This window comes from Clostridium sp., from assembly GCF_032552055.1.
Taxonomy (GTDB): Bacteria; Bacillota; Clostridia; order Clostridiales; family Clostridiaceae; genus Clostridium.
This window is the reverse complement of record NZ_JAWGSV010000001.1, coordinates 1-17,628: the sequence shown is the minus strand read 5'-3', so window position 1 is coordinate 17,628 and position 17,628 is coordinate 1. Positions and strand designations below refer to the sequence as shown.

Annotated in this window: 19 protein-coding genes; 18 read left to right on the top strand and 1 reads right to left on the bottom strand. The window is 29.7% G+C overall.

Annotation, left to right across the window (positions count from 1 at the left end; genetic code table 11):
* Positions 1 to 132: 132 nt before the first annotated feature.
* The 12 genes from E6248_RS00095 (at position 133) to E6248_RS00040 (ending at position 10,876) form a co-directional block, all read left to right on the top strand.
* Positions 133 to 1,986, top strand: coding sequence for a TIGR03960 family B12-binding radical SAM protein (locus tag E6248_RS00095; protein WP_316338815.1), 1,854 nt, complete (start codon positions 133 to 135; stop codon positions 1,984 to 1,986).
* Positions 1,970 to 2,671 (top strand): TIGR03936 family radical SAM-associated protein, encoded by a 702-nt coding sequence (locus E6248_RS00090; RefSeq protein ID WP_316338840.1) that lies wholly within the window; start codon positions 1,970 to 1,972, stop codon positions 2,669 to 2,671. Before E6248_RS00095 ends, E6248_RS00090 begins: the two co-directional genes overlap by 17 nt.
* A gap of 16 nt (positions 2,672 to 2,687) precedes the next feature.
* Positions 2,688 to 4,136, top strand: a complete 1,449-nt coding sequence (locus E6248_RS00085; RefSeq protein WP_316338814.1) for a ribonuclease E/G — start codon at positions 2,688 to 2,690, stop codon at positions 4,134 to 4,136.
* Positions 4,137 to 4,267: 131 nt separating this feature from the next.
* A complete protein-coding gene (gene rplU, locus E6248_RS00080) occupies positions 4,268 to 4,579 on the top strand; it encodes a 50S ribosomal protein L21 (protein ID WP_136005970.1) in 312 nt (103 codons plus the stop codon).
* 5 nt (positions 4,580 to 4,584) lie between these two features.
* Positions 4,585 to 4,959 (top strand): ribosomal-processing cysteine protease Prp, encoded by a 375-nt coding sequence (locus E6248_RS00075; protein ID WP_316338813.1) that lies wholly within the window; start codon positions 4,585 to 4,587, stop codon positions 4,957 to 4,959.
* Between the two features lies 1 nt (position 4,960).
* The gene (rpmA, locus tag E6248_RS00070) at positions 4,961 to 5,260 is read left to right on the top strand and encodes a 50S ribosomal protein L27 (RefSeq protein ID WP_136005974.1); all 300 of its coding nucleotides are present in this window, start codon (positions 4,961 to 4,963) and stop codon (positions 5,258 to 5,260) included.
* Positions 5,261 to 5,559: 299 nt separating this feature from the next.
* Entirely contained in the window at positions 5,560 to 6,849 is a 1,290-nt protein-coding gene (obgE, locus tag E6248_RS00065) for a GTPase ObgE (protein WP_316338812.1), read from the top strand.
* An 18-nt stretch (positions 6,850 to 6,867) separates the two neighbouring features.
* Positions 6,868 to 7,164, top strand: coding sequence for a ribosome assembly RNA-binding protein YhbY (gene yhbY, locus E6248_RS00060; protein ID WP_136005978.1), 297 nt, complete (start codon positions 6,868 to 6,870; stop codon positions 7,162 to 7,164).
* 6 nt (positions 7,165 to 7,170) lie between these two features.
* Entirely contained in the window at positions 7,171 to 7,788 is a 618-nt protein-coding gene (nadD, locus tag E6248_RS00055) for a nicotinate-nucleotide adenylyltransferase (RefSeq protein WP_316338811.1), read from the top strand.
* A 25-nt stretch (positions 7,789 to 7,813) separates the two neighbouring features.
* The gene (yqeK, locus tag E6248_RS00050; protein WP_316338810.1) at positions 7,814 to 8,380 is read left to right on the top strand and encodes a bis(5'-nucleosyl)-tetraphosphatase (symmetrical) YqeK; all 567 of its coding nucleotides are present in this window, start codon (positions 7,814 to 7,816) and stop codon (positions 8,378 to 8,380) included.
* 20 nt (positions 8,381 to 8,400) lie between these two features.
* Positions 8,401 to 9,750, top strand: a complete 1,350-nt coding sequence (locus E6248_RS00045) for an LCP family protein (protein WP_316338809.1) — start codon at positions 8,401 to 8,403, stop codon at positions 9,748 to 9,750.
* A 223-nt stretch (positions 9,751 to 9,973) separates the two neighbouring features.
* Positions 9,974 to 10,876, top strand: coding sequence for an RluA family pseudouridine synthase (locus E6248_RS00040; RefSeq protein ID WP_316338808.1), 903 nt, complete (start codon positions 9,974 to 9,976; stop codon positions 10,874 to 10,876).
* 232 nt (positions 10,877 to 11,108) lie between these two features.
* Here E6248_RS00040 and E6248_RS00035 read toward each other — a convergent pair whose 3' ends face one another.
* Complete coding sequence (locus tag E6248_RS00035) at positions 11,109 to 12,395, bottom strand: D-alanyl-D-alanine carboxypeptidase family protein (RefSeq protein WP_316338807.1); 1,287 nt, start codon at positions 12,393 to 12,395, stop codon at positions 11,109 to 11,111.
* 153 nt (positions 12,396 to 12,548) lie between these two features.
* Here E6248_RS00035 and E6248_RS00030 point away from each other — a divergent pair, with 153 nt between their 5' ends.
* The 6 genes from E6248_RS00030 to E6248_RS00005 all read left to right on the top strand — a co-directional run bounded on the left by E6248_RS00030 (position 12,549) and on the right by E6248_RS00005 (position 17,452).
* Complete coding sequence (locus E6248_RS00030; protein WP_316338806.1) at positions 12,549 to 13,220, top strand: helix-hairpin-helix domain-containing protein; 672 nt, start codon at positions 12,549 to 12,551, stop codon at positions 13,218 to 13,220.
* An 87-nt stretch (positions 13,221 to 13,307) separates the two neighbouring features.
* Complete coding sequence (locus E6248_RS00025; RefSeq protein ID WP_168354934.1) at positions 13,308 to 13,517, top strand: DUF350 domain-containing protein; 210 nt, start codon at positions 13,308 to 13,310, stop codon at positions 13,515 to 13,517.
* Positions 13,518 to 13,777: 260 nt separating this feature from the next.
* Positions 13,778 to 14,449 (top strand): hypothetical protein, encoded by a 672-nt coding sequence (locus E6248_RS00020; protein WP_316338805.1) that lies wholly within the window; start codon positions 13,778 to 13,780, stop codon positions 14,447 to 14,449.
* Positions 14,450 to 14,478: 29 nt separating this feature from the next.
* A complete protein-coding gene (locus E6248_RS00015) occupies positions 14,479 to 14,874 on the top strand; it encodes an RDD family protein (protein ID WP_316338804.1) in 396 nt (131 codons plus the stop codon).
* Positions 14,875 to 14,890: 16 nt separating this feature from the next.
* Complete coding sequence (rlmD, locus tag E6248_RS00010; protein WP_316338803.1) at positions 14,891 to 16,249, top strand: 23S rRNA (uracil(1939)-C(5))-methyltransferase RlmD; 1,359 nt, start codon at positions 14,891 to 14,893, stop codon at positions 16,247 to 16,249.
* Between the two features lie 636 nt (positions 16,250 to 16,885).
* Positions 16,886 to 17,452 (top strand): DUF4256 domain-containing protein, encoded by a 567-nt coding sequence (locus E6248_RS00005; RefSeq protein WP_396335113.1) that lies wholly within the window; start codon positions 16,886 to 16,888, stop codon positions 17,450 to 17,452.
* Positions 17,453 to 17,628 lie beyond the last annotated feature (176 nt).

Sequence of the window (17,628 nt, the reverse complement as noted above, 5' to 3'; positions counted from 1 at the left end):
TAGGTGCTGTCGCACAAGGTAAAATGAATAATGAAGAATGTAAAATTAAATAAATAGTTCTACATTCTCCATTTTTGATTTTGAGCTGTTGGTGACAGCACCTATTTAAATTCCGTTATAGGAGGAAGATGTATGAAAAAATTAACTGACCATATTTTATATAAGGTTGAAAAGCCATCAAGATATGTTGGTGGAGAGTTAAATCAAGTAGTAAAAAATCCAAAGGAAGTTGACATAAGATTTGCTTTTTGTTTCCCAGATGTTTATGAAGTTGGAATGTCTCATTTAGGAACAAGAATACTTTATCATACTATAAATGAAAGAAAAGATACATATTGTGAAAGGGTATTTGCACCTTGGCCAGATATGGAAGCTCAGCTTAGAGAAAATGAAATTCCATTAATGACCTTAGAAACAAAGGATCCTCTTACAGAGTTTGATATATTAGGATTTACACTTCAATATGAAATGAGTTATACAAATATATTAAACATGCTAGATATGGCTGGTATTACATACAGAGCCTCAGAAAGAGGAGAAGATGAACCAATAATAATGGCTGGAGGACCTTGTGCATATAATCCAGAGCCATTATATGATATAGTTGATTTCTTTGAAATTGGTGAAGGTGAAGAAATCATGAATGATGTCTTAGATGTTTATAAAAAATATCAAGGACAAGGAAAGAAAAAAGAGTTTTTAAGAGAAATAGCTAAGATTGAAGGTGTTTATGTACCTTCTTTATATGATGTGACTTACAACGAGGATGGAACTATAAAAGAATTTAAGCCAAAGTACGATGATGTTCCTGCAAAGGTTAAAAAGAGAATTATAAATAACTTTGATAAGGTAGATTTTCCTTTAGATATGATAGTACCTTATTCTGAAATAGTTCATGATAGAGTAGTTTTAGAAACATCAAGAGGATGTACTAATGGATGTAGATTCTGTCAAGCAGGTATGATTTATAGACCAGTAAGAGAAAAGACTACTAATACATTACTAGATCAAGCAAGAAAAATGATAGATGCAACAGGATATCAAGAGGTTTCTTTAGCATCGCTTAGTATATGTGACTACTCAGATATTCAAAACCTTGTTAGTAGTTTAATATTAGAACATGGTGGCAAGAATGTAGGTGTAGCTCTACCATCAATAAGAGTTGATGCCTTTTCAGTAGATTTAATAAAGGAAATCCAAAAGGTAAGAAAAACTGGATTAACTTTTGCTCCTGAAGCTGGATCTCAAAGAATGAGAGATATTATAAATAAAGGATTAACTGAAGAAAGAATATTAGAAGCTACTAAAAGTGCTTTTGAGTCAGGTTGGAGTACTATTAAGCTATACTTTATCTTAGGTCTTCCTTATGAAGAAATAGAAGATGCTGCTGGAATTGGTGAGCTTGCAGAAAAGATGGCTGCTGTTTACTATGAAATTCCAAAGGAAAAGAGAGCTAAGGGATTAAAGATTACTGTAAGTACATCAATACTTGTACCAAAGCCATTTACTCCATTCCAATGGGCACCTATGGCTAGACCAGAAGAAGTATGGAATAAGATAGATGCAGTTAAGGGAGCTATTAAAACTAGAGCAATTAACTATAACTATCATGAGCAAAAAACTTCATTTATGGAAGCTGTCTTTGCTAGAGGAGATAGAAGAACTTGTGAGCTATTAATAAAGGCATTTGAAAAGGGTGCAAGATTTGATGGTTGGTCAGAGTACTTCAATTATGAACTATGGCTAGAAGCTATGAAGGAATGTAATATAGATGAAGATTTCTATGTATATAGAGATAGAAGTTATGATGAAATACTTCCATGGGACTTTATAGATATTGGAGTTAATAGAAAATATCTAGAAGTTGAAAATGAAAAAGCTAAGAGGGCAGAACTTACACAAAACTGTAGAAAAGGATGCACAGGTTGTGGAATAAATGTTAACTTTAAAGAAGGGAAGTGTTTTGAAGGTGCGTTACGTAATTAAATTTACTAAAGAATCTAGCATTAAATTTATTTCTCACTTAGATTTAATGAGAACAATACAAAGAGTAATAAGAAGAGCAAATCTTCCAATGGAATATTCAAAGGGATTTAATCCTCATATGGCATTATCAATAGCGCAACCCCTATCTGTTGGAGTTTACTCTTCAGCTGAATATATGGATATAGTATTAGTAGAAGAATTACCAGAAGAAGAAATTATAAATAGATTAAATGAAAAAACTGCATCTGGAATTAAATTTTTAGAAGCTAGAAAAGTAGTTAACAAGGAAGGGGAAAAGAAACTTCCTCAAAGTATGGCATTAATTGATGCAGCAAGGTTTACAATAAAAATGATATGTAATGATTCAAATGTTGCAGAAGCTAAGATGAAAGAATTATATGCTAAGGAAGCTTGGACTACTATTAAGAAAAGTAAAAAAGGTGAAAAAGAAGTTAATCTAAAAACTATGATTAAGGAAATGAAATATTGGGTAAACGATGATGAGTTAGTACTAAATATTCTAATTTCATCAGGAAGTAGGGAGCATTTATCCCCAGATTTAGTTGCAGAATATATTAAAAATAACATTCCTGAAATAGCTTTAGATGCATTTATAGATATAAAGAGAGAAGAAATGTATGTATTTAGTGATAATAAATACATACCAATATATAAATTTATTTAGGGAAGTGTATTATTTTATGAGGGAAATTTTCATTGAAAGAGATGAAAGGTTATTAAGAATTGCTATAAAGGATAATAACACTCTTATGGAATCTTTTGTTGAAGAAAATTCTGATGAACCCAAAATAGGAGAAATCTATAAAGGTAGAGTTAAAAATATAGTTCCGGCTATAAACTCTATCTTCATAGATATTGGTTTAGAGAAAGAAGCCTATATGTACTTTAGTAAAGAACTAAAGGAAGAAGGTGTAAAAAAGGGACAAGAATTTTTAGTAGAAATAATTAAGGAACCAATAAATAATAAGGGTGCTAAGGTTAGTAAAAACATCAGCGTACCAGGAAGATTTATGGTAATAACTAAGGGTGGTTATGGTATTAATTATTCTAAAAGAATTAGCAATGAGGAAGAAAAATTAAAGATTTCAGATATTATTAGTCCTGTTGATGGATATGGTATAACTATTAGAACTGAAGCAGTAAATGCAAGTGAAGAGGCACTTTTAGAGGAAAAGATAAGATTATTAAGAGTTATTTATGAAATGGAACAAAAGTTAAAGTATAGCTTAAACCTAGGTAAAATATATGGTGATAATATGATTTTAAATAGGGTTATTAGCGAAAACTTAGGTAATAAATGCAAAATAATAATCAATAATGAAGAAGATACTAAAGCCGTTAAGGAAGCACTTGCTGAAAGCAAGGATATAATAATAGAAGAGTATAAAGGAACAACAAGCCTATTTGATACTTATGGAATAGAAAAAGAAATTCTAAAGCTTAGACATAAAAAAGTAGCATTAAATTGTGGTGGAAATATTGTAATAGATAAAACTGAAGCTATGTATGTAATAGATGTAAATTCATCAAAGAATATTAAAGGTAGAAGTTTTGATAAAACTATATTAGAAACTAATGTGGAAGCTGCAAAAGAAATAGGTAGACAAATTAGGTTAAGAAACTTAGGTGGAATAATAGTTATTGATTTTATAGATATGAGAGATTTTTCACAAAAAGCCATAGTTATGGATGCTTTAAAGGATGCTTTAAAAGAAGATAAGGGCAATGTTAAGGTCTTTCCATTTACAGAGCTAGACTTAGTGCAAATTGCTAGAAAAAGAAGAGGAAAATCTATATATGAATATCTAGAAGAAGGCTGCAAGAGATGTAATATGGAAGGCTTTGTTTTAAAACTATCATATATAGAAAAACTTATAAAAAATGAAGTAATAAAGGCTGAAAAAGAAAATTCTATTAAATCATTCTATATTGAACTTGATAAGAATTATGAAGAAATGGTGAGAGGTGATATCTTCTCATTTGTTGCCAATATTAATTCCTTAAAAAATGAAATATATCTAAATTTTGTAGATGGAATTGAAGGCTATAAAATAGAGCCATTAATATTTAATAGCCAAAAGGAAAATGTTAAAAATTATAAAATAAATGCTTATGAAAAATATGAATAATTTCCTTTACAATCTACATAATAGTATGATACAATAGCAGATGTTAAACCGCACATAAGAGGTTTTTATTTAAACAATGCCTAGAGTTTTGTACCTCGGTTGGCGAGACCGTAATAAGAGGAGGTGTTTTGATGTACGCAGTATTATCTACAGGAGGAAAACAATACAGAGTTCAAGAAGGAGACGTAATATTCGTTGAAAAACTTAACGCTGAAGTTGACTCAACAGTTGAATTAACAGAAGTATTAGCAGTTTCAAATGGCGATGCTTTAAAAGTTGGTACACCAGTTGTAGAAGGTGCTAAGGTTGTAGCTAAGGTTTTATCTCAAGGTAAAGCTAAGAAGATCACAGTTTTCAAGTATAAGCCAAAGAAGGACTACAGAAAGAAGACTGGTCACAGACAACCATACACTAAGTTAGTAATCGAAAAAATCGAAGCTTAATTATTATGATTGAGATTAAGATTTTTAAAAAAGAGAATTTAAGACTTGGTTTTAAGATAGAAGGTCATGCTTTATCTAAGGCTGAATTAGAGAAAAGTGGAGATGCTTATGATTTGATTTGCAATTCCGTTTCTGTATTATCTCAAGGTACTTTAATAGGTATTGAAGAGGTATTAAAGCTTAAGGTTAAGTATAAGATAAATGATGGTTTCTTACATATCAATTTATCAAATCTTAAAGATCAAGATTTAGAGAAATGTCAGGTATTACTATTAACCTTTGAAAAAAGTATAGAAAGCTTGATGCAGTCTCTAAAGTTAAGTTTTGGAAGTAAAAAAGATAGTGAATATATAAGATTATTAGAAGAGGAGGTGCAATAGTATGATGATAATGAACCTTCAATTATTTGCTCACAAAAAAGGAGCAGGTAGCACAAAGAACGGTAGAGATTCTGAATCTAAAAGATTAGGAGTTAAAGCTGCTGACGGGGAGTTCGTTTTAGCTGGTAACATTTTAGTTAGACAAAGAGGAACTAAGATTCATCCTGGAACTAATGTTGGAAAGGGTGGAGATGACACTCTTTTTGCTAAGGAAGACGGAGTTGTTAGATTTGAAAGAATGGGTAGAGATAAGAAAAAAGTTAGCATTTACCCAGTAAATCTTGAAGAAATAGCAGAATAATAGTATTTTCATAAAGCACCCTAATTTAGGGTGCTTTATTTTATGAAAATAATATCCATGTTTAATATGTAAATGGGCAATTGACAATGCATAACCCTTGCCCATTATACATTGTCAATTGCTCATTTAAAAATTAAAAACCATATGCTTTCAATTTAGATAATTTACTAAAAAAGGTTTAAACTTATAATGTTATAAGACTAGAGATGTATATTACTAATTGAAACATATATAATAGACCTAAGAGGGTTGAAATACCGAAAATAAGGTTAGAATAATTATGAAAGATAGGTGATTTTATGTTCATAGATAAGTCAAAAATATTTGTTAAATCTGGTGACGGTGGAAATGGATGTGTTTCCTTTAGAAGAGAAAAATATGTACCTCTAGGAGGACCAGATGGTGGAGATGGCGGAAAAGGCGGAAGTGTAATTTTTGAAGTAGATCCAGGTCTTACTACACTTTTAGACTTTAAATATAAAAAGAAATTCGTGGCTGAAGCTGGTGGAAAAGGTGAAGGCTCTAAATGTTATGGAAAAGACGGAGATGATTTACATATAAAAGTTCCAATGGGAACTATAGTTAGAGATTTTGAAAGCAATAAGATTATTGCTGACCTTTCTCATAAAGATGATGTTTTCGTTATTGCAACTGGTGGAAAAGGTGGAAAAGGAAATTGTAAGTTCTGTACACCTACTAGGCAAGCACCTAACTTTGCAGAGCCTGGTATGCCAGGAGAAGAAAGATGGCTTACATTAGAGCTTAAGTTACTTGCAGACGTAGGTCTTGTAGGATTTCCTAATGTAGGAAAGTCAACTTTCTTATCGACAGTAACTGCAGCTAAACCAAAGATTGCTAACTATCACTTTACAACTTTAAAGCCAAACTTAGGAGTTGTTAAAGCAGAAGGAATGAATGCCTTTGTTATGGCTGATATTCCAGGTATTATTGAAGGAGCAGCTGAAGGTGTTGGATTAGGATTAGAGTTCTTAAGACATATAGAAAGAACTAGATTATTAATACACGTTGTAGATATTTCAGGAATTGAAGGAAGAGATCCATTTGATGATTTCGTAAAGATAAATGAAGAACTTAAGAAATATTCAGTTAAGCTATGGGATAGACCACAAATAGTAGTGGCTAATAAGGCAGATATGCTTTATGATGAAGAAATTTATGAAGATTTCAAGAAGAAAGTAAATGAATTAGGCTTTAACATGGTATATAAGATGTCAGCTGCAACAAAGCTTGGTGTAGAAGAAATTATTAAGGAAGCTGGTAGAATGCTTACTGAAATTCCAATTAAGGATTTAGAAATAAGCGATGAAGAAAGATTTATACCAGAAGAAAAGAGATTTACTTACGAAATCAATGTTGAGGACGGAGAAGATGATAATAAGGTTTATGTAATTGAAGGTTCTTTTGTTGATAGATTACTTAATGCTGTAAATATTCATGATGCGCATTCATTAAAATACTTCCATAAAGTTTTAAGAAACAAGGGTATATTTGATGAACTTAGAGAAATGGGCATCGAAGATGGAGATGTAGTAAGACTTAATGATTTTGAATTTGAGTATATTTTATAATTTTTAGGAGGAAGTAAGATGATAACAGGAAAACAAAGAGCATATTTAAGAAGCCTTGCAAATAATATGGATCCAATATTTCAAATAGGTAAAAACGGTGTAGAAGAAGAAGCCTTTTTAAAACAATTAGAAGAAGCGTTAGAAGCTAGAGAATTAATTAAGGTTAAGGTTCTAGAAAATAGTGGATTAATGGCTAGAGAAGCTTCTAATTCTATCTGTGAAAAGATAGGTTGTGAAGGAATTCAAGCTATAGGAAGTAAAATAGTTTTATACAAGAAATCCTCAAAAAAGCCTAAGATAGAATTACCAAGGTAGATTAAAATGAAGATTGGAATAATAGGAGGAACCTTTAATCCTATTCACTTAGCTCATCTATATATAGCTTATGAAGCTAAGTGCCAATTAAATTTAGATAAGATAATATTTATACCAACAGGAAGCCCACCCCATAAGAAGGATATGGAGATATTAGAGGCTTCCTTAAGGTATAATATGGTATATGAAGCTATAAAAAATTATGAGGATTTTGAAATAAGTGATTATGAAATTGAAAAAAAAGGCTTAAGTTATACTTTTGAAACCTTAGAATATTTCAAGAACGATGATAATGAATTATATTTTATTACAGGAGCTGATTGTCTTATGGATATTGAAAAATGGAAGTATCCTGAGAAAATATTCAAGCTTTGTAATTTTGTAGTTTTCAATAGAGCAGGTTACAGTAAGAAAAATTTAAGAATTCAAAAAGAGAAAATCCAGCAAAAGTTTAACACAAATATTACTTTTTTAGATATAATATATTTAGAAATTTCCTCATCTATTATTAGAAATAGAATTAAAGAAGGCAAAAGAATTGACTTTTTTATGCCTAGGGAAGTTTTAGAGTATATTATTACAAATAATTTATATAATTATTGTAATAAGGTAATGAAAAATTAAAAAAGTAATATTTAAGGAGAGAACTATGCTTAGTATTGAAGAAATGAAAATCTACCTTAAAGATAACTTAATTGAAAATAGGTATATCCATACTCTTGGTGTAGTAGATACAGCTATTAGACTTGCAAGAGCATATGGGGTAGATGAAAAAAAGGCAGAAATTGCTGCACTTTCTCATGATATAGCCAAAAATAGGACTATATATGAACTACAAGATATAATAAAGAAAAATAATATAAATTTAACTTATGATGAAGAAGCAAATCAAGAGTTATGGCACAGTATAGTATCGCCAATTGTAGCTAAAGAAGTATTTGGAATAGAAGATGAAGAAATATTAAGTGCTATGAGATGGCATACAACAGGGAAAGAAAATATGAGTAAGCTAGATAAAATAATTTATATTGCTGATATGATTGAGCCAAACAGAAATTTTCCTGGTGTAGACTTACTAAGACGAGAGGCCTTTAAAGACTTAGATAATGGAGTTCTTCAAGGCTTAACTCACACTATTAAGTACTTATTAAATAAAGGAATTCCTATTGATATAAATAGTATAAAAGCAAGAAATTACTTATTACTAAAGGAATAAAATCAGAAAGGAATAAGAGGATGGGTAGTAGTAGGGAAGTTAATGACAACAGGGGGAGAAGAAGACTTACTAGGGAAGAACAGATAAAAAGAAGAAGAGCAATAGAAGCTAGAAAAAAGAAAAGAAGAAGAAAAAGAATTGTAGTTTCAATTATTACAATTTTTATAGCTTTAATTTTTGGCGGATTATTTTATGCATATAGTTTTATATCTGGTCTTAAAACTAATAATTTAGGAACTGGAATACCACCAGCATCTAAAAATGATTCTATTAATGTATTGGTTTTAGGAATGGATATAGGAGATGCTGATATTGAAGGTAATAAGGGGATTAGAAGAAGCGATACTATAATGGTTTTTAATTATAACCCTAATACTAAAAAATCTCATATAGTATCTATACCTAGAGATACTTTAATTGAAGTAGATGCTTATTTAGATACTGGTGAATATAAAAAATATTGGAAGATAAATTCTGCCTATGTATTAGGTGGTGAAGAAGAAATTATAACACATGTTGAGTCGCTTTTAGATATTGATATAAACTATATAGTTGAAATTGACTATAACGCTTTTAGAAGTGTAGTTGATGCTATTGGTGGGGTAGAAATGACTATTGAGCAAGATATGTTTTATGATGATGATGCTCAAGATCTTCATATTAACTTTAAGGCTGGAGAAACAGTACTTTTAGATGGTAAAAAAGCTGAAGAGTTCTTCAGATGGAGACAGAATAATGATGGAACAGGATTGGCTAATGGAGATTTAGATAGAATTAAGAACCAACAATTATTTATAAGTAAATTATTAGATAAGGTAATGAGTCCATCTATAGTATTTAAAGCTCCAAAGATATTAAAAGCTATAAGTGAAAATGTTGAAACAAATATGCCAGCTAAGGAATTAGTTTCACTTGGAATGAAAATAATGAGACTAAAATCTAGTGATATAATAATGACAACTCTTCAAGGAGAACCTCAATATATATACGGGGAATCATTTTTAGTTGCAGATAAAGAGTATAATAGGGACTTAATAAATTCATTAAGCTCAAATGATCCATCAAGTGCAAGTAATATAACTACTATAAATAGAGAAGATCTTAAAGTAATAGTTTTAAATGGAACTAATATATCTGGATTAGCTTCAACTGCAAGAGATAAGCTCTTAGCAAGAGGATATGAAAATGTTGAAGTTGGAAATACTACTGAAGCTGTAAATAAGAGTGTTATTCAAACTAACAATAAAGACTTAAAGGATTTATTAAAGTCAGATATAGACATAGAAAAAATTGAGAAGATAAGTAAATCTGAATATAAGGATTACGATATAGTAATACTATTAGGTGAAGATTACAATTTATTTAATTAAAGGTTAAGGTGAAGGTTAAGCTTAGTTAATTTTAATGCATTAAGATTAACTAAGCTTATTTTACCTTTTCTAATCAAGAGTTATAAGGTGCTGTCGCACAATTGTAAATTAATAATTATTAAATAGAAAAAGTATAAAAACAAAGTAATTTGGAAGAAATTACATCCGTAATTGTTAATTATTAATTGCTAACTGTTAATTGTCAGGAAAAGGTGGAGTACAGATGAGTCATATTAAAAAGGTAGTTCCAAAGGAATATGAAGGTAGAAAAATAAGAGAATATTTAAAAGAAGATCTTGGGTTATCTTCTAGATTAATAAGAAGTGCATCTATAGACAAAAGAATTTATGTTAATAATAAGGCAGTTAAAATGAATTACATATTAAAGGGAGAAGAAAATATTTTAATAGACTTAATGAAGGAAGAAAGTCAAAATATTGATCCTGAAAATATTCCTATAGATATAGTTTATGAAGATGAGGATATTATAGTTGTAAATAAAAGTCCTAATATGGTAGTTCATCCAACAAAGAGGCACCAAAGTGGAACTTTAGCTAATGCATTAATGTATTATTTCAAAGAAAGTAATCAAAAATGTATAGTTAGGCTTGTAAGTAGATTAGATATGGATACTTCAGGACTTATAATAATAGGTAAAAATCAATATGCTCATATGGAGCTTTCTAAGGATATGAGTGAAAATAAAATTGAGAAAAGATATCTTGCAGTAGTTCATGGACATATGAAGGATACTGAGGGAACAATAGATTTACCTATATATAGACCAGAAGAAGAAGGAACTATTAGAAGGGTAATAGATGAAAGAGGGCAAAGAAGTATTACTCACTATAAGGTAGTTGAAAGATTTAAAGATTCTGATTTAGTTGAATGTTTACTAGAAACTGGTAGAACTCATCAAATTAGAGTTCACTTAAGTTCTCAAGGGCATCCAATTTGGGGTGATACCTTATATGGTTTTGAAGAAGATTCAGAAATTATTAAAAGGCAAGCACTTCATGCATATGGACTAGATTTTAAATCACCTAGAACTAAGAAGGAATTAAGCTTAAGAGCTGATTTACCAGAAGACATAAGAGTTCTAATTGAAAAAATTAGGATGGAGTAATGAAAGAATGAAGTAATTAAAAAATGAAATAATTAAGAAATGAATAATGGATAATGTAGAATTTATTAATGAAAAATTAAAAATGAAGAATGAAGAATTGAGGACAAAACTCCCATAGGAGTTTTTGAAAAAATATATTTTTGGTAATTCCCGAGGAATTACATCCTAAATTGTTAACTATTAATTGTAAATTGTTAATTGAAAAAAAGGGTTGCTTGGCAACCCTTTTTATTTATCTGCTGAATAGTTTGTCTTTTTTTCTTTTAAGATTTTTTCTTCTTTTAGATATTATAAACATTCTAATAATTATGTATAGTATTACTACTCCTAATATAGCCAGCATAATATTCAGAGGACTTTCAAGAAAGTCATGAAAAGCATCTTTAATTCTATCTGCAGTACTATATTCTCTATCTACAGCACTTAGTAAATCCATACTAGAAACAGTTTCACCATTTACATTAACCTTAGCTTTATATATAATATCGCCAGTTTTGATATTTTTTTTACTTATATCAGTTTTCTCGTAATCTAAGGATAAAGTAGGGGCTGGTTCTGTTTTAGCCTTTGTATAATAAAAATCACTCTTAGCAATTAGGGGTATATATACATCATCGTTAATTTTATATGTATATAGGATATCTCCTGAATTTATTAGCTTTAAAGTTTCAAAGTTATCAAATCCGTAATTAAAGAATGGGCCTACATTAGTATAGAAGTTATCCTTATCTGTAGCATCTAAAAATGCTGCTATTAGCATGTCATCACCCTTTGTTGCAGCTGCAGTGTAAGAGTGGTTAGCTTCTGGAGTGTATCCATTTTTACCGCAATAAGCGTTATCATAAAAATAAGGACTATACTCATTAAATAGTTGATTTCTATTAGTTGCCCATTTTTCACTACCATCAGAAAATGGTTGATTTACATATTTATAAGATTCTGTTTGAGCTATTCTTACAAAATCTTCATTATGAGCAGCCTCTTTCATTATAAGAGCCAAATCATAAGCTGTAGTTAAATGACCATCCTCATGTAATCCACTTGGATTTTTAAATGTAGTATTTAAAGCACCTAATTCTTTTGCTTTTGCATTCATTAATTTAGCAAAGTCTTTATTTGACCCTGCAACGTATTCAGCTAGGGCCTCAGCGCAGTCATTTCCTGATTCAAGTAATAAACCTAGCATAAGCTCCTCTACTGTATAGACTTCCCCTTCTCTAATACCAATAGCAGATCCATCTACAAGTGGTGGGTTTTCTCCTATTGTTACCTTATCTTTTAAATTAGTATGTTCAAGGACTATTAGCGCTGTCATTACCTTAGTTGTAGATGCAGGCTCAAACTGAGTATGCTCATTTTTAGAAAATAATACCTTACCAGTTTTTCCATCCATTAATATTGCACCTTCAGAATAAACTGGAGGTAAATCAGTCGCTTTAGCTTCTATAGTATTTATAGTAGAAAATATACTACTAAATAAAAAAGTGGATAGAAGCAAATTCTTAATAAACTTTTTCATACAAATTTCTCCCACATTAAACTTATTATAGACAAAGTTATTTTAACAGAAATATCAGAATGATTCTATATTTTAGAAATATTTAATTAAAAAATAATTAAAAAGTTAAAAATTAGGTAATAATTATAAAAAAGTGTTATTTTGGAGGTTTCTATGTTAGAGCAAATAAAAGAGGAGATAAAAAAGAGATTAAATGCCAGAATTATAGCTATATTTGTATTAGGAGTAGTATTTTTATCATCTTCATTATTTTTATATTATAAAAATAAGTCCAAGGTATTTAAGGATGAGTATATGAATAATATATACGTTGAATCTGAAAGCGAAAATGAAGCTGTAAACAGTAGTGTTAATGTTTCTAGCTCAAATGTGGACACAGAAAATCAGAAGAAAAGTTTAATTATAGTTGAAATAAAAGGGGAGGTAAAAAATCCAGATGTATATGAAATTGAAGATGGAAGTATAATAAGGGATTTAATTAACTTAGCTGGAGGGTTAACTGATGAAGCTAATACAGATGGTATAAATAGAGCAGAAAAGCTTAGGGGAAATCAGCTTATAGTTATACCTAATAAAAGTGATATAGCATCAGGAAATATAATAAATCAAAACTCCAGTACTATAAATAATAGTAGTGTAATAAATATTAATACAGCTCCACTAGAAGAACTGAAGAAAATTACAGGGGTAGGAGATGTTAAAGCTCAAAGTATAATAGACTATAGGGATAAGAACGGTGGTTTTAAGAGTATAGAAGAATTGAAGAATATAGATGGAATTGGAAGTAAAACCTTTGAGAAGATAAAGGATCAAGTAGGAATATAATAAAGTTACAAATAATTTATATTGCAAATATACTGTTTATGGTAAAATTAAATAAAGTATAACATATAGGGGGAATGGGTTTTGGAAATGTTTTTAAATACACTTTTAAACTTAGGGCTAAGTTTGCTATTTGGTGCCTTTGGAATCTTAATATTAGTAGTTGGCTATAAAGTTTTTGATGCAATAATACCTGCTGATTTTAACAAAGAGCTTGAAAAAGGTAATATGGCAGTTGCTGTATTCTTAGCAGGGGCATTAATAGGTATTGCTATAATAGTAGCCCAAGTAGTAAAGTAGACAACAAGTAGAGGTTACTTGTGGAGCTTTTTATTAGGCTCCTAAGTAGCCATAAAAATTAAATATTTTAATAAATAGCTCTTTTAGGGCTTTTTTTATTGATTTAAAATTAAATATTACATATATGTAAAAGATGTCTTTAATATGACAGTTAAGTGTCAAAGAGGTGTCAAAGACTTTAAAAGTAATGGTGTTAGTGTTATAATAAGGTGACTTTAGGAAAGAATAATAATAAATTTTAAAATCATAGGAGGATTTTTATGATAAAAAAGATATTTTTAGCAATAATGAGTACGTCAATGGTTTTTTTATTAGCATCATGTAGTCCTTCCTCAGATGGAAATAAGGAAGATACAAAAGTTGAAAAGTCCTCAGTACAAGAAGAGAAAACATTTATTGGAGAAGGTGAATGGGCTAAAGACTATTCACTAGATGAAGTTAATGCTTTAAATGATGAAATAGCTACTAGGATAGAAGAAGCTTCTAATTTTTATGGGATAGAGTACAAAAGAGAAGAAAAAATTAAAGATGAGAATAATGAAAGTGTTAATGAGAAGTATATTTATTTTGATAATTTAAATCCAGAGCCAAATAGAATGGAAAGTATGTATTATGGATATAAGCTTTATGGTTCTAATATGGCAAAGGGAAGCTTAGGTTTAAAGATTGGATTTAAATTAGATTTAGATCAAATAAAAAATGAGGAGAAGTTTGATTTTAAAGAAACTTCTATGTCTGCCTTCTCAGAAGCTATGACTAATGATACAGAGAGAGACTATACTGAATTAAATAATTCAATTATAGATATAGTTAAAAATGGTAAGCAAGATCAAACTATAGAAACTAATTTAAATGGATTAGTAGAAACAATAACAATTAAAGATGACTTTTTATTATATAAGATAGATTCAAAAGTTTATCAGTTTAAATAGTAATTTGATTAATTAGGAGGATGCGGATTTTGGAAAATAATAATGAAGAAGTAATAAAGGAAGTTGCAATTGATACTAAAGAAACTGTTGAAGAAATATTAGAGGAAGATGTTATATCTTCAAGTGAAGAAATATTAATGGGAGATTCCTCATTAGTGGAGGGAGATACAGAAGAAAATGATAGCAAGATAATGAAATTTATAAAGAGAGCATTAGCTTCAGCAATAGATCAAATTATTGTAATAGCAATATCACTTTTATTATTAGTAGTATTTGATTTTGCTTTAAGAATATTAGGTTTTTATGTTGCAGAAAGACAACCAATATTCTTTATAATTTATGTGTTAGTAAATATAGTTTACGAAGCAATTTGTTCTTCAACTAAACTTAAGAAAACTATAGGTAAGAAAACAATTTTAAAATAAATTTTTAGGAGTAAAGATGAGAAAAGGAAGTACTGTACAAGTTAAAATAGATAAAACAGAATTCCCTTCAATGGGAGTGGGTAGCTTAGAAAATAAGAAGATATATGTAAAGGGTGCTTTTCCAGGTCAAGTTGTTACTGGGAGAGTAAAGAAAAAAAGAGAAGCTTATGCTGAACTAAAATTAATGTCTATAGATGAAAAAGCAAGTTATGAAATAGAAGCTCCATGTAAGCATTTTGGCGTATGTGGAGGTTGTACTTCTCAAAATCTGACTTATGAAAAACAATTAGATTTATTAAGTGAAGAGTTTAAAAATCTATTTATTGATGCAAACCTACCTATTGATAATTATAAAGGTATAATTGGAAGTAAGGAACAATGGGAATATAGAAATAAAATGGAGTTTACCTTTGGAGATTTTGAAAAAGGTGGAGAACTTACATTAGGTATGCATATGAAGGGGAAATCCTTTGGTATAGTAACAGTAGATGGATGTTTAATAGTAGATGAAGATTTTAGAACTTTAATTAAAGCTACTGTAGATTATTTTAGAGATAAGAATTTACCTTATTACAGAGTTATGAAAAGAGAAGGTTACTTAAGACACTTAGTAATAAGAAAAGCTATCAATACTGGAGAGTTAATGGTTAATTTAGTAACTACAACTCAAATTGATTTTGACTTATCAGAATATGTTGAAGTACTAAAAGCTCAAAATTATAAAGGAAGTTTAGTATCTATATTACATACTGAAAACAACTCTTTTTCAGATGCAGTAGTACCTGAAAAAGTAAATTTATTATATGGAAAAGATTATATAACTGAAGAACTTTTAGGACTTAAATTTAAAATATCTCCTTTTTCATTTTTCCAAACTAATACTAAAGGAGCAGAAAGCCTTTATAGTATAGTTAGAGATTATATAGGTGAATCAAAGGATAAGGTAGTATTTGACCTTTATTGTGGAACAGGAACTATAGGTCAAATAACAGCTGCTAATGCTAAAAAGGTAGTTGGAATAGAACTTATAGAAGAAGCTGTTGAAGCAGCAAAAGAAAATGCTAAACTTAACAACTTAAATAACTGTGAATTCCTAGCTGGAGATGTAGCAGAAATAATAAAAACAGTTAAGGATAAACCAGATGTAATTATCCTAGACCCACCAAGAAGTGGAGTACATCCAAAGGCATTAGAATATGTAATTAAATTTAATGCCAAGGAAATAATTTACGTATCATGTAATCCAAAGACTCTAGTAGATAACTTAAAAGTATTACTAGACTCAGGTTATGAGGTAGTAGAAAGCTGCGTTAAGGATATGTTCCCTAACACACCACATCTAGAAGGTGTAGTAAAACTAATAAAAAAGATGTAGTCTCCAATTAAACTTTAACTATTCCGACTAAACATTGACTATTCCGAAGATAGTTTAACTTTGATGAAGTCAAAGTTAAACAGAGTTAAGGAAAGTATCAGATGGAAAATAGATAAAAGAAAATATAGATAAAGTAAGATAAATAGAAGAGTCCAGCAAGATAATTGCTTGGCTCTTTTTTAGTATTCCTTTAAATCTAACGCTTTCTAAAAAGTCAAACTTTAATAAGAATCCGATTAAAGTTTGACTAAGAAAGCGTTATTAAATACCACCATTTTTATGAGTTTTTCGCAGTCAAACTTTATTAGGAATTTTTTAAGAATGAGAGTATTAGTGGAGTGGAGGTGGGGAGGGAAAGTCAGACTTTAGTGGGAGAGTACAAAAGAATTAAATTAACCTAAAATAAATAGAAGAGTTAAGCAATGTAATTGCTTAGCTCTTTTTTGATTTATAATTTTTAACTCTACAATGAATGCAATTATAATAGTAAAAGTTTATTAGTATATCTGGTAATGGTTGACTAAATAAGAGGTATCTGATACAATTACTTACAAATATTTTATAAATAGGAATTCAGTGTATGTTTATACATTGATGGGATTGAGTTATAAATATATTGTATGAGGAGGTTTTGGTATGAGTGATGATAAAAGAATGCTGTCATCTGAAGAATATAAAGATATATTAGAAATTTTAAAAGAACGTTTTGAAAAGAACATGAATCGTCATAAAGGGATTGAATGGGATGAGGTACAAGAAAAATTAGAAGCTAATACTGAAAAACTATGGTCACTTTATGAAATGGAGAGAACTGGTGGTGAACCAGATATAATTGGTTATGATGAAGAAACTGGGGAATATGTTTTTTATGACTGTTCAGCAGAGAGTCCTAAAGGGAGAAGAAGTATTTGTTATGACCGTGAAGCACTAGAATCAAGAAAACAAAATAAGCCACAAAATAGTGTTATTGATATGGCTTTAGATATAGGGATTAAGGTCTTAACGGAAGAGGAGTATAGAGAATTACAGAAACTAGGAAGCTTTGATGTCAAAACATCTAGTTGGGTTAAAACACCAGACAATATTAGGAAGAAAGGCGGAGCTATCTTCTGTGATCGTCGTTATGATACTGTTTTTGTATATCATAATGGAGCGGAATCATATTATTCTGCAAGGGGATTCCGTGGCTCTTTAAGGGTGTAAAATTACAGTTTTTAGTGAATATATTAAAATAAAATAAAAAATAAAGGAGTTAAGCAAATTGATTGTTGTTAACTCCTTTTTTATTGTCTTATTGAAAACCACTTGCTATGCAAGTGTGTTCCGAATAGCTTTAGCGGTCAGTATGTAAATAAAACCTCCTTTTGTTAAAATAGAAT

Excerpts from the sequence above, each read along its gene's own strand:
- E6248_RS00095 (WP_316338815.1), top strand. The coding sequence starts at position 133 with ATGAAAAAATTAACTGACCATATTTTATATAAGGTTGAAAAGCCATCA.
- E6248_RS00085 (WP_316338814.1), top strand. The coding sequence starts at position 2,688 with ATGAGGGAAATTTTCATTGAAAGAGATGAAAGGTTATTAAGAATTGCT.
- rplU (WP_136005970.1), top strand. The coding sequence starts at position 4,268 with ATGTACGCAGTATTATCTACAGGAGGAAAACAATACAGAGTTCAAGAA.
- E6248_RS00075 (WP_316338813.1), top strand. The coding sequence starts at position 4,585 with ATGATTGAGATTAAGATTTTTAAAAAAGAGAATTTAAGACTTGGTTTT.
- rpmA (WP_136005974.1), top strand. The coding sequence starts at position 4,961 with ATGATGATAATGAACCTTCAATTATTTGCTCACAAAAAAGGAGCAGGT.
- obgE (WP_316338812.1), top strand. The coding sequence starts at position 5,560 with ATGTTCATAGATAAGTCAAAAATATTTGTTAAATCTGGTGACGGTGGA.
- yhbY (WP_136005978.1), top strand. The coding sequence starts at position 6,868 with ATGATAACAGGAAAACAAAGAGCATATTTAAGAAGCCTTGCAAATAAT.
- nadD (WP_316338811.1), top strand. The coding sequence starts at position 7,171 with ATGAAGATTGGAATAATAGGAGGAACCTTTAATCCTATTCACTTAGCT.
- yqeK (WP_316338810.1), top strand. The coding sequence starts at position 7,814 with ATGCTTAGTATTGAAGAAATGAAAATCTACCTTAAAGATAACTTAATT.
- E6248_RS00045 (WP_316338809.1), top strand. The coding sequence starts at position 8,401 with ATGGGTAGTAGTAGGGAAGTTAATGACAACAGGGGGAGAAGAAGACTT.
- E6248_RS00040 (WP_316338808.1), top strand. The coding sequence starts at position 9,974 with ATGAGTCATATTAAAAAGGTAGTTCCAAAGGAATATGAAGGTAGAAAA.
- E6248_RS00035 (WP_316338807.1), bottom strand. The coding sequence starts at position 12,395 with ATGAAAAAGTTTATTAAGAATTTGCTTCTATCCACTTTTTTATTTAGT.
- E6248_RS00030 (WP_316338806.1), top strand. The coding sequence starts at position 12,549 with ATGTTAGAGCAAATAAAAGAGGAGATAAAAAAGAGATTAAATGCCAGA.
- E6248_RS00025 (WP_168354934.1), top strand. The coding sequence starts at position 13,308 with ATGTTTTTAAATACACTTTTAAACTTAGGGCTAAGTTTGCTATTTGGT.
- E6248_RS00020 (WP_316338805.1), top strand. The coding sequence starts at position 13,778 with ATGATAAAAAAGATATTTTTAGCAATAATGAGTACGTCAATGGTTTTT.
- rlmD (WP_316338803.1), top strand. The coding sequence starts at position 14,891 with ATGAGAAAAGGAAGTACTGTACAAGTTAAAATAGATAAAACAGAATTC.
- E6248_RS00005 (WP_396335113.1), top strand. The coding sequence starts at position 16,886 with ATGAGTGATGATAAAAGAATGCTGTCATCTGAAGAATATAAAGATATA.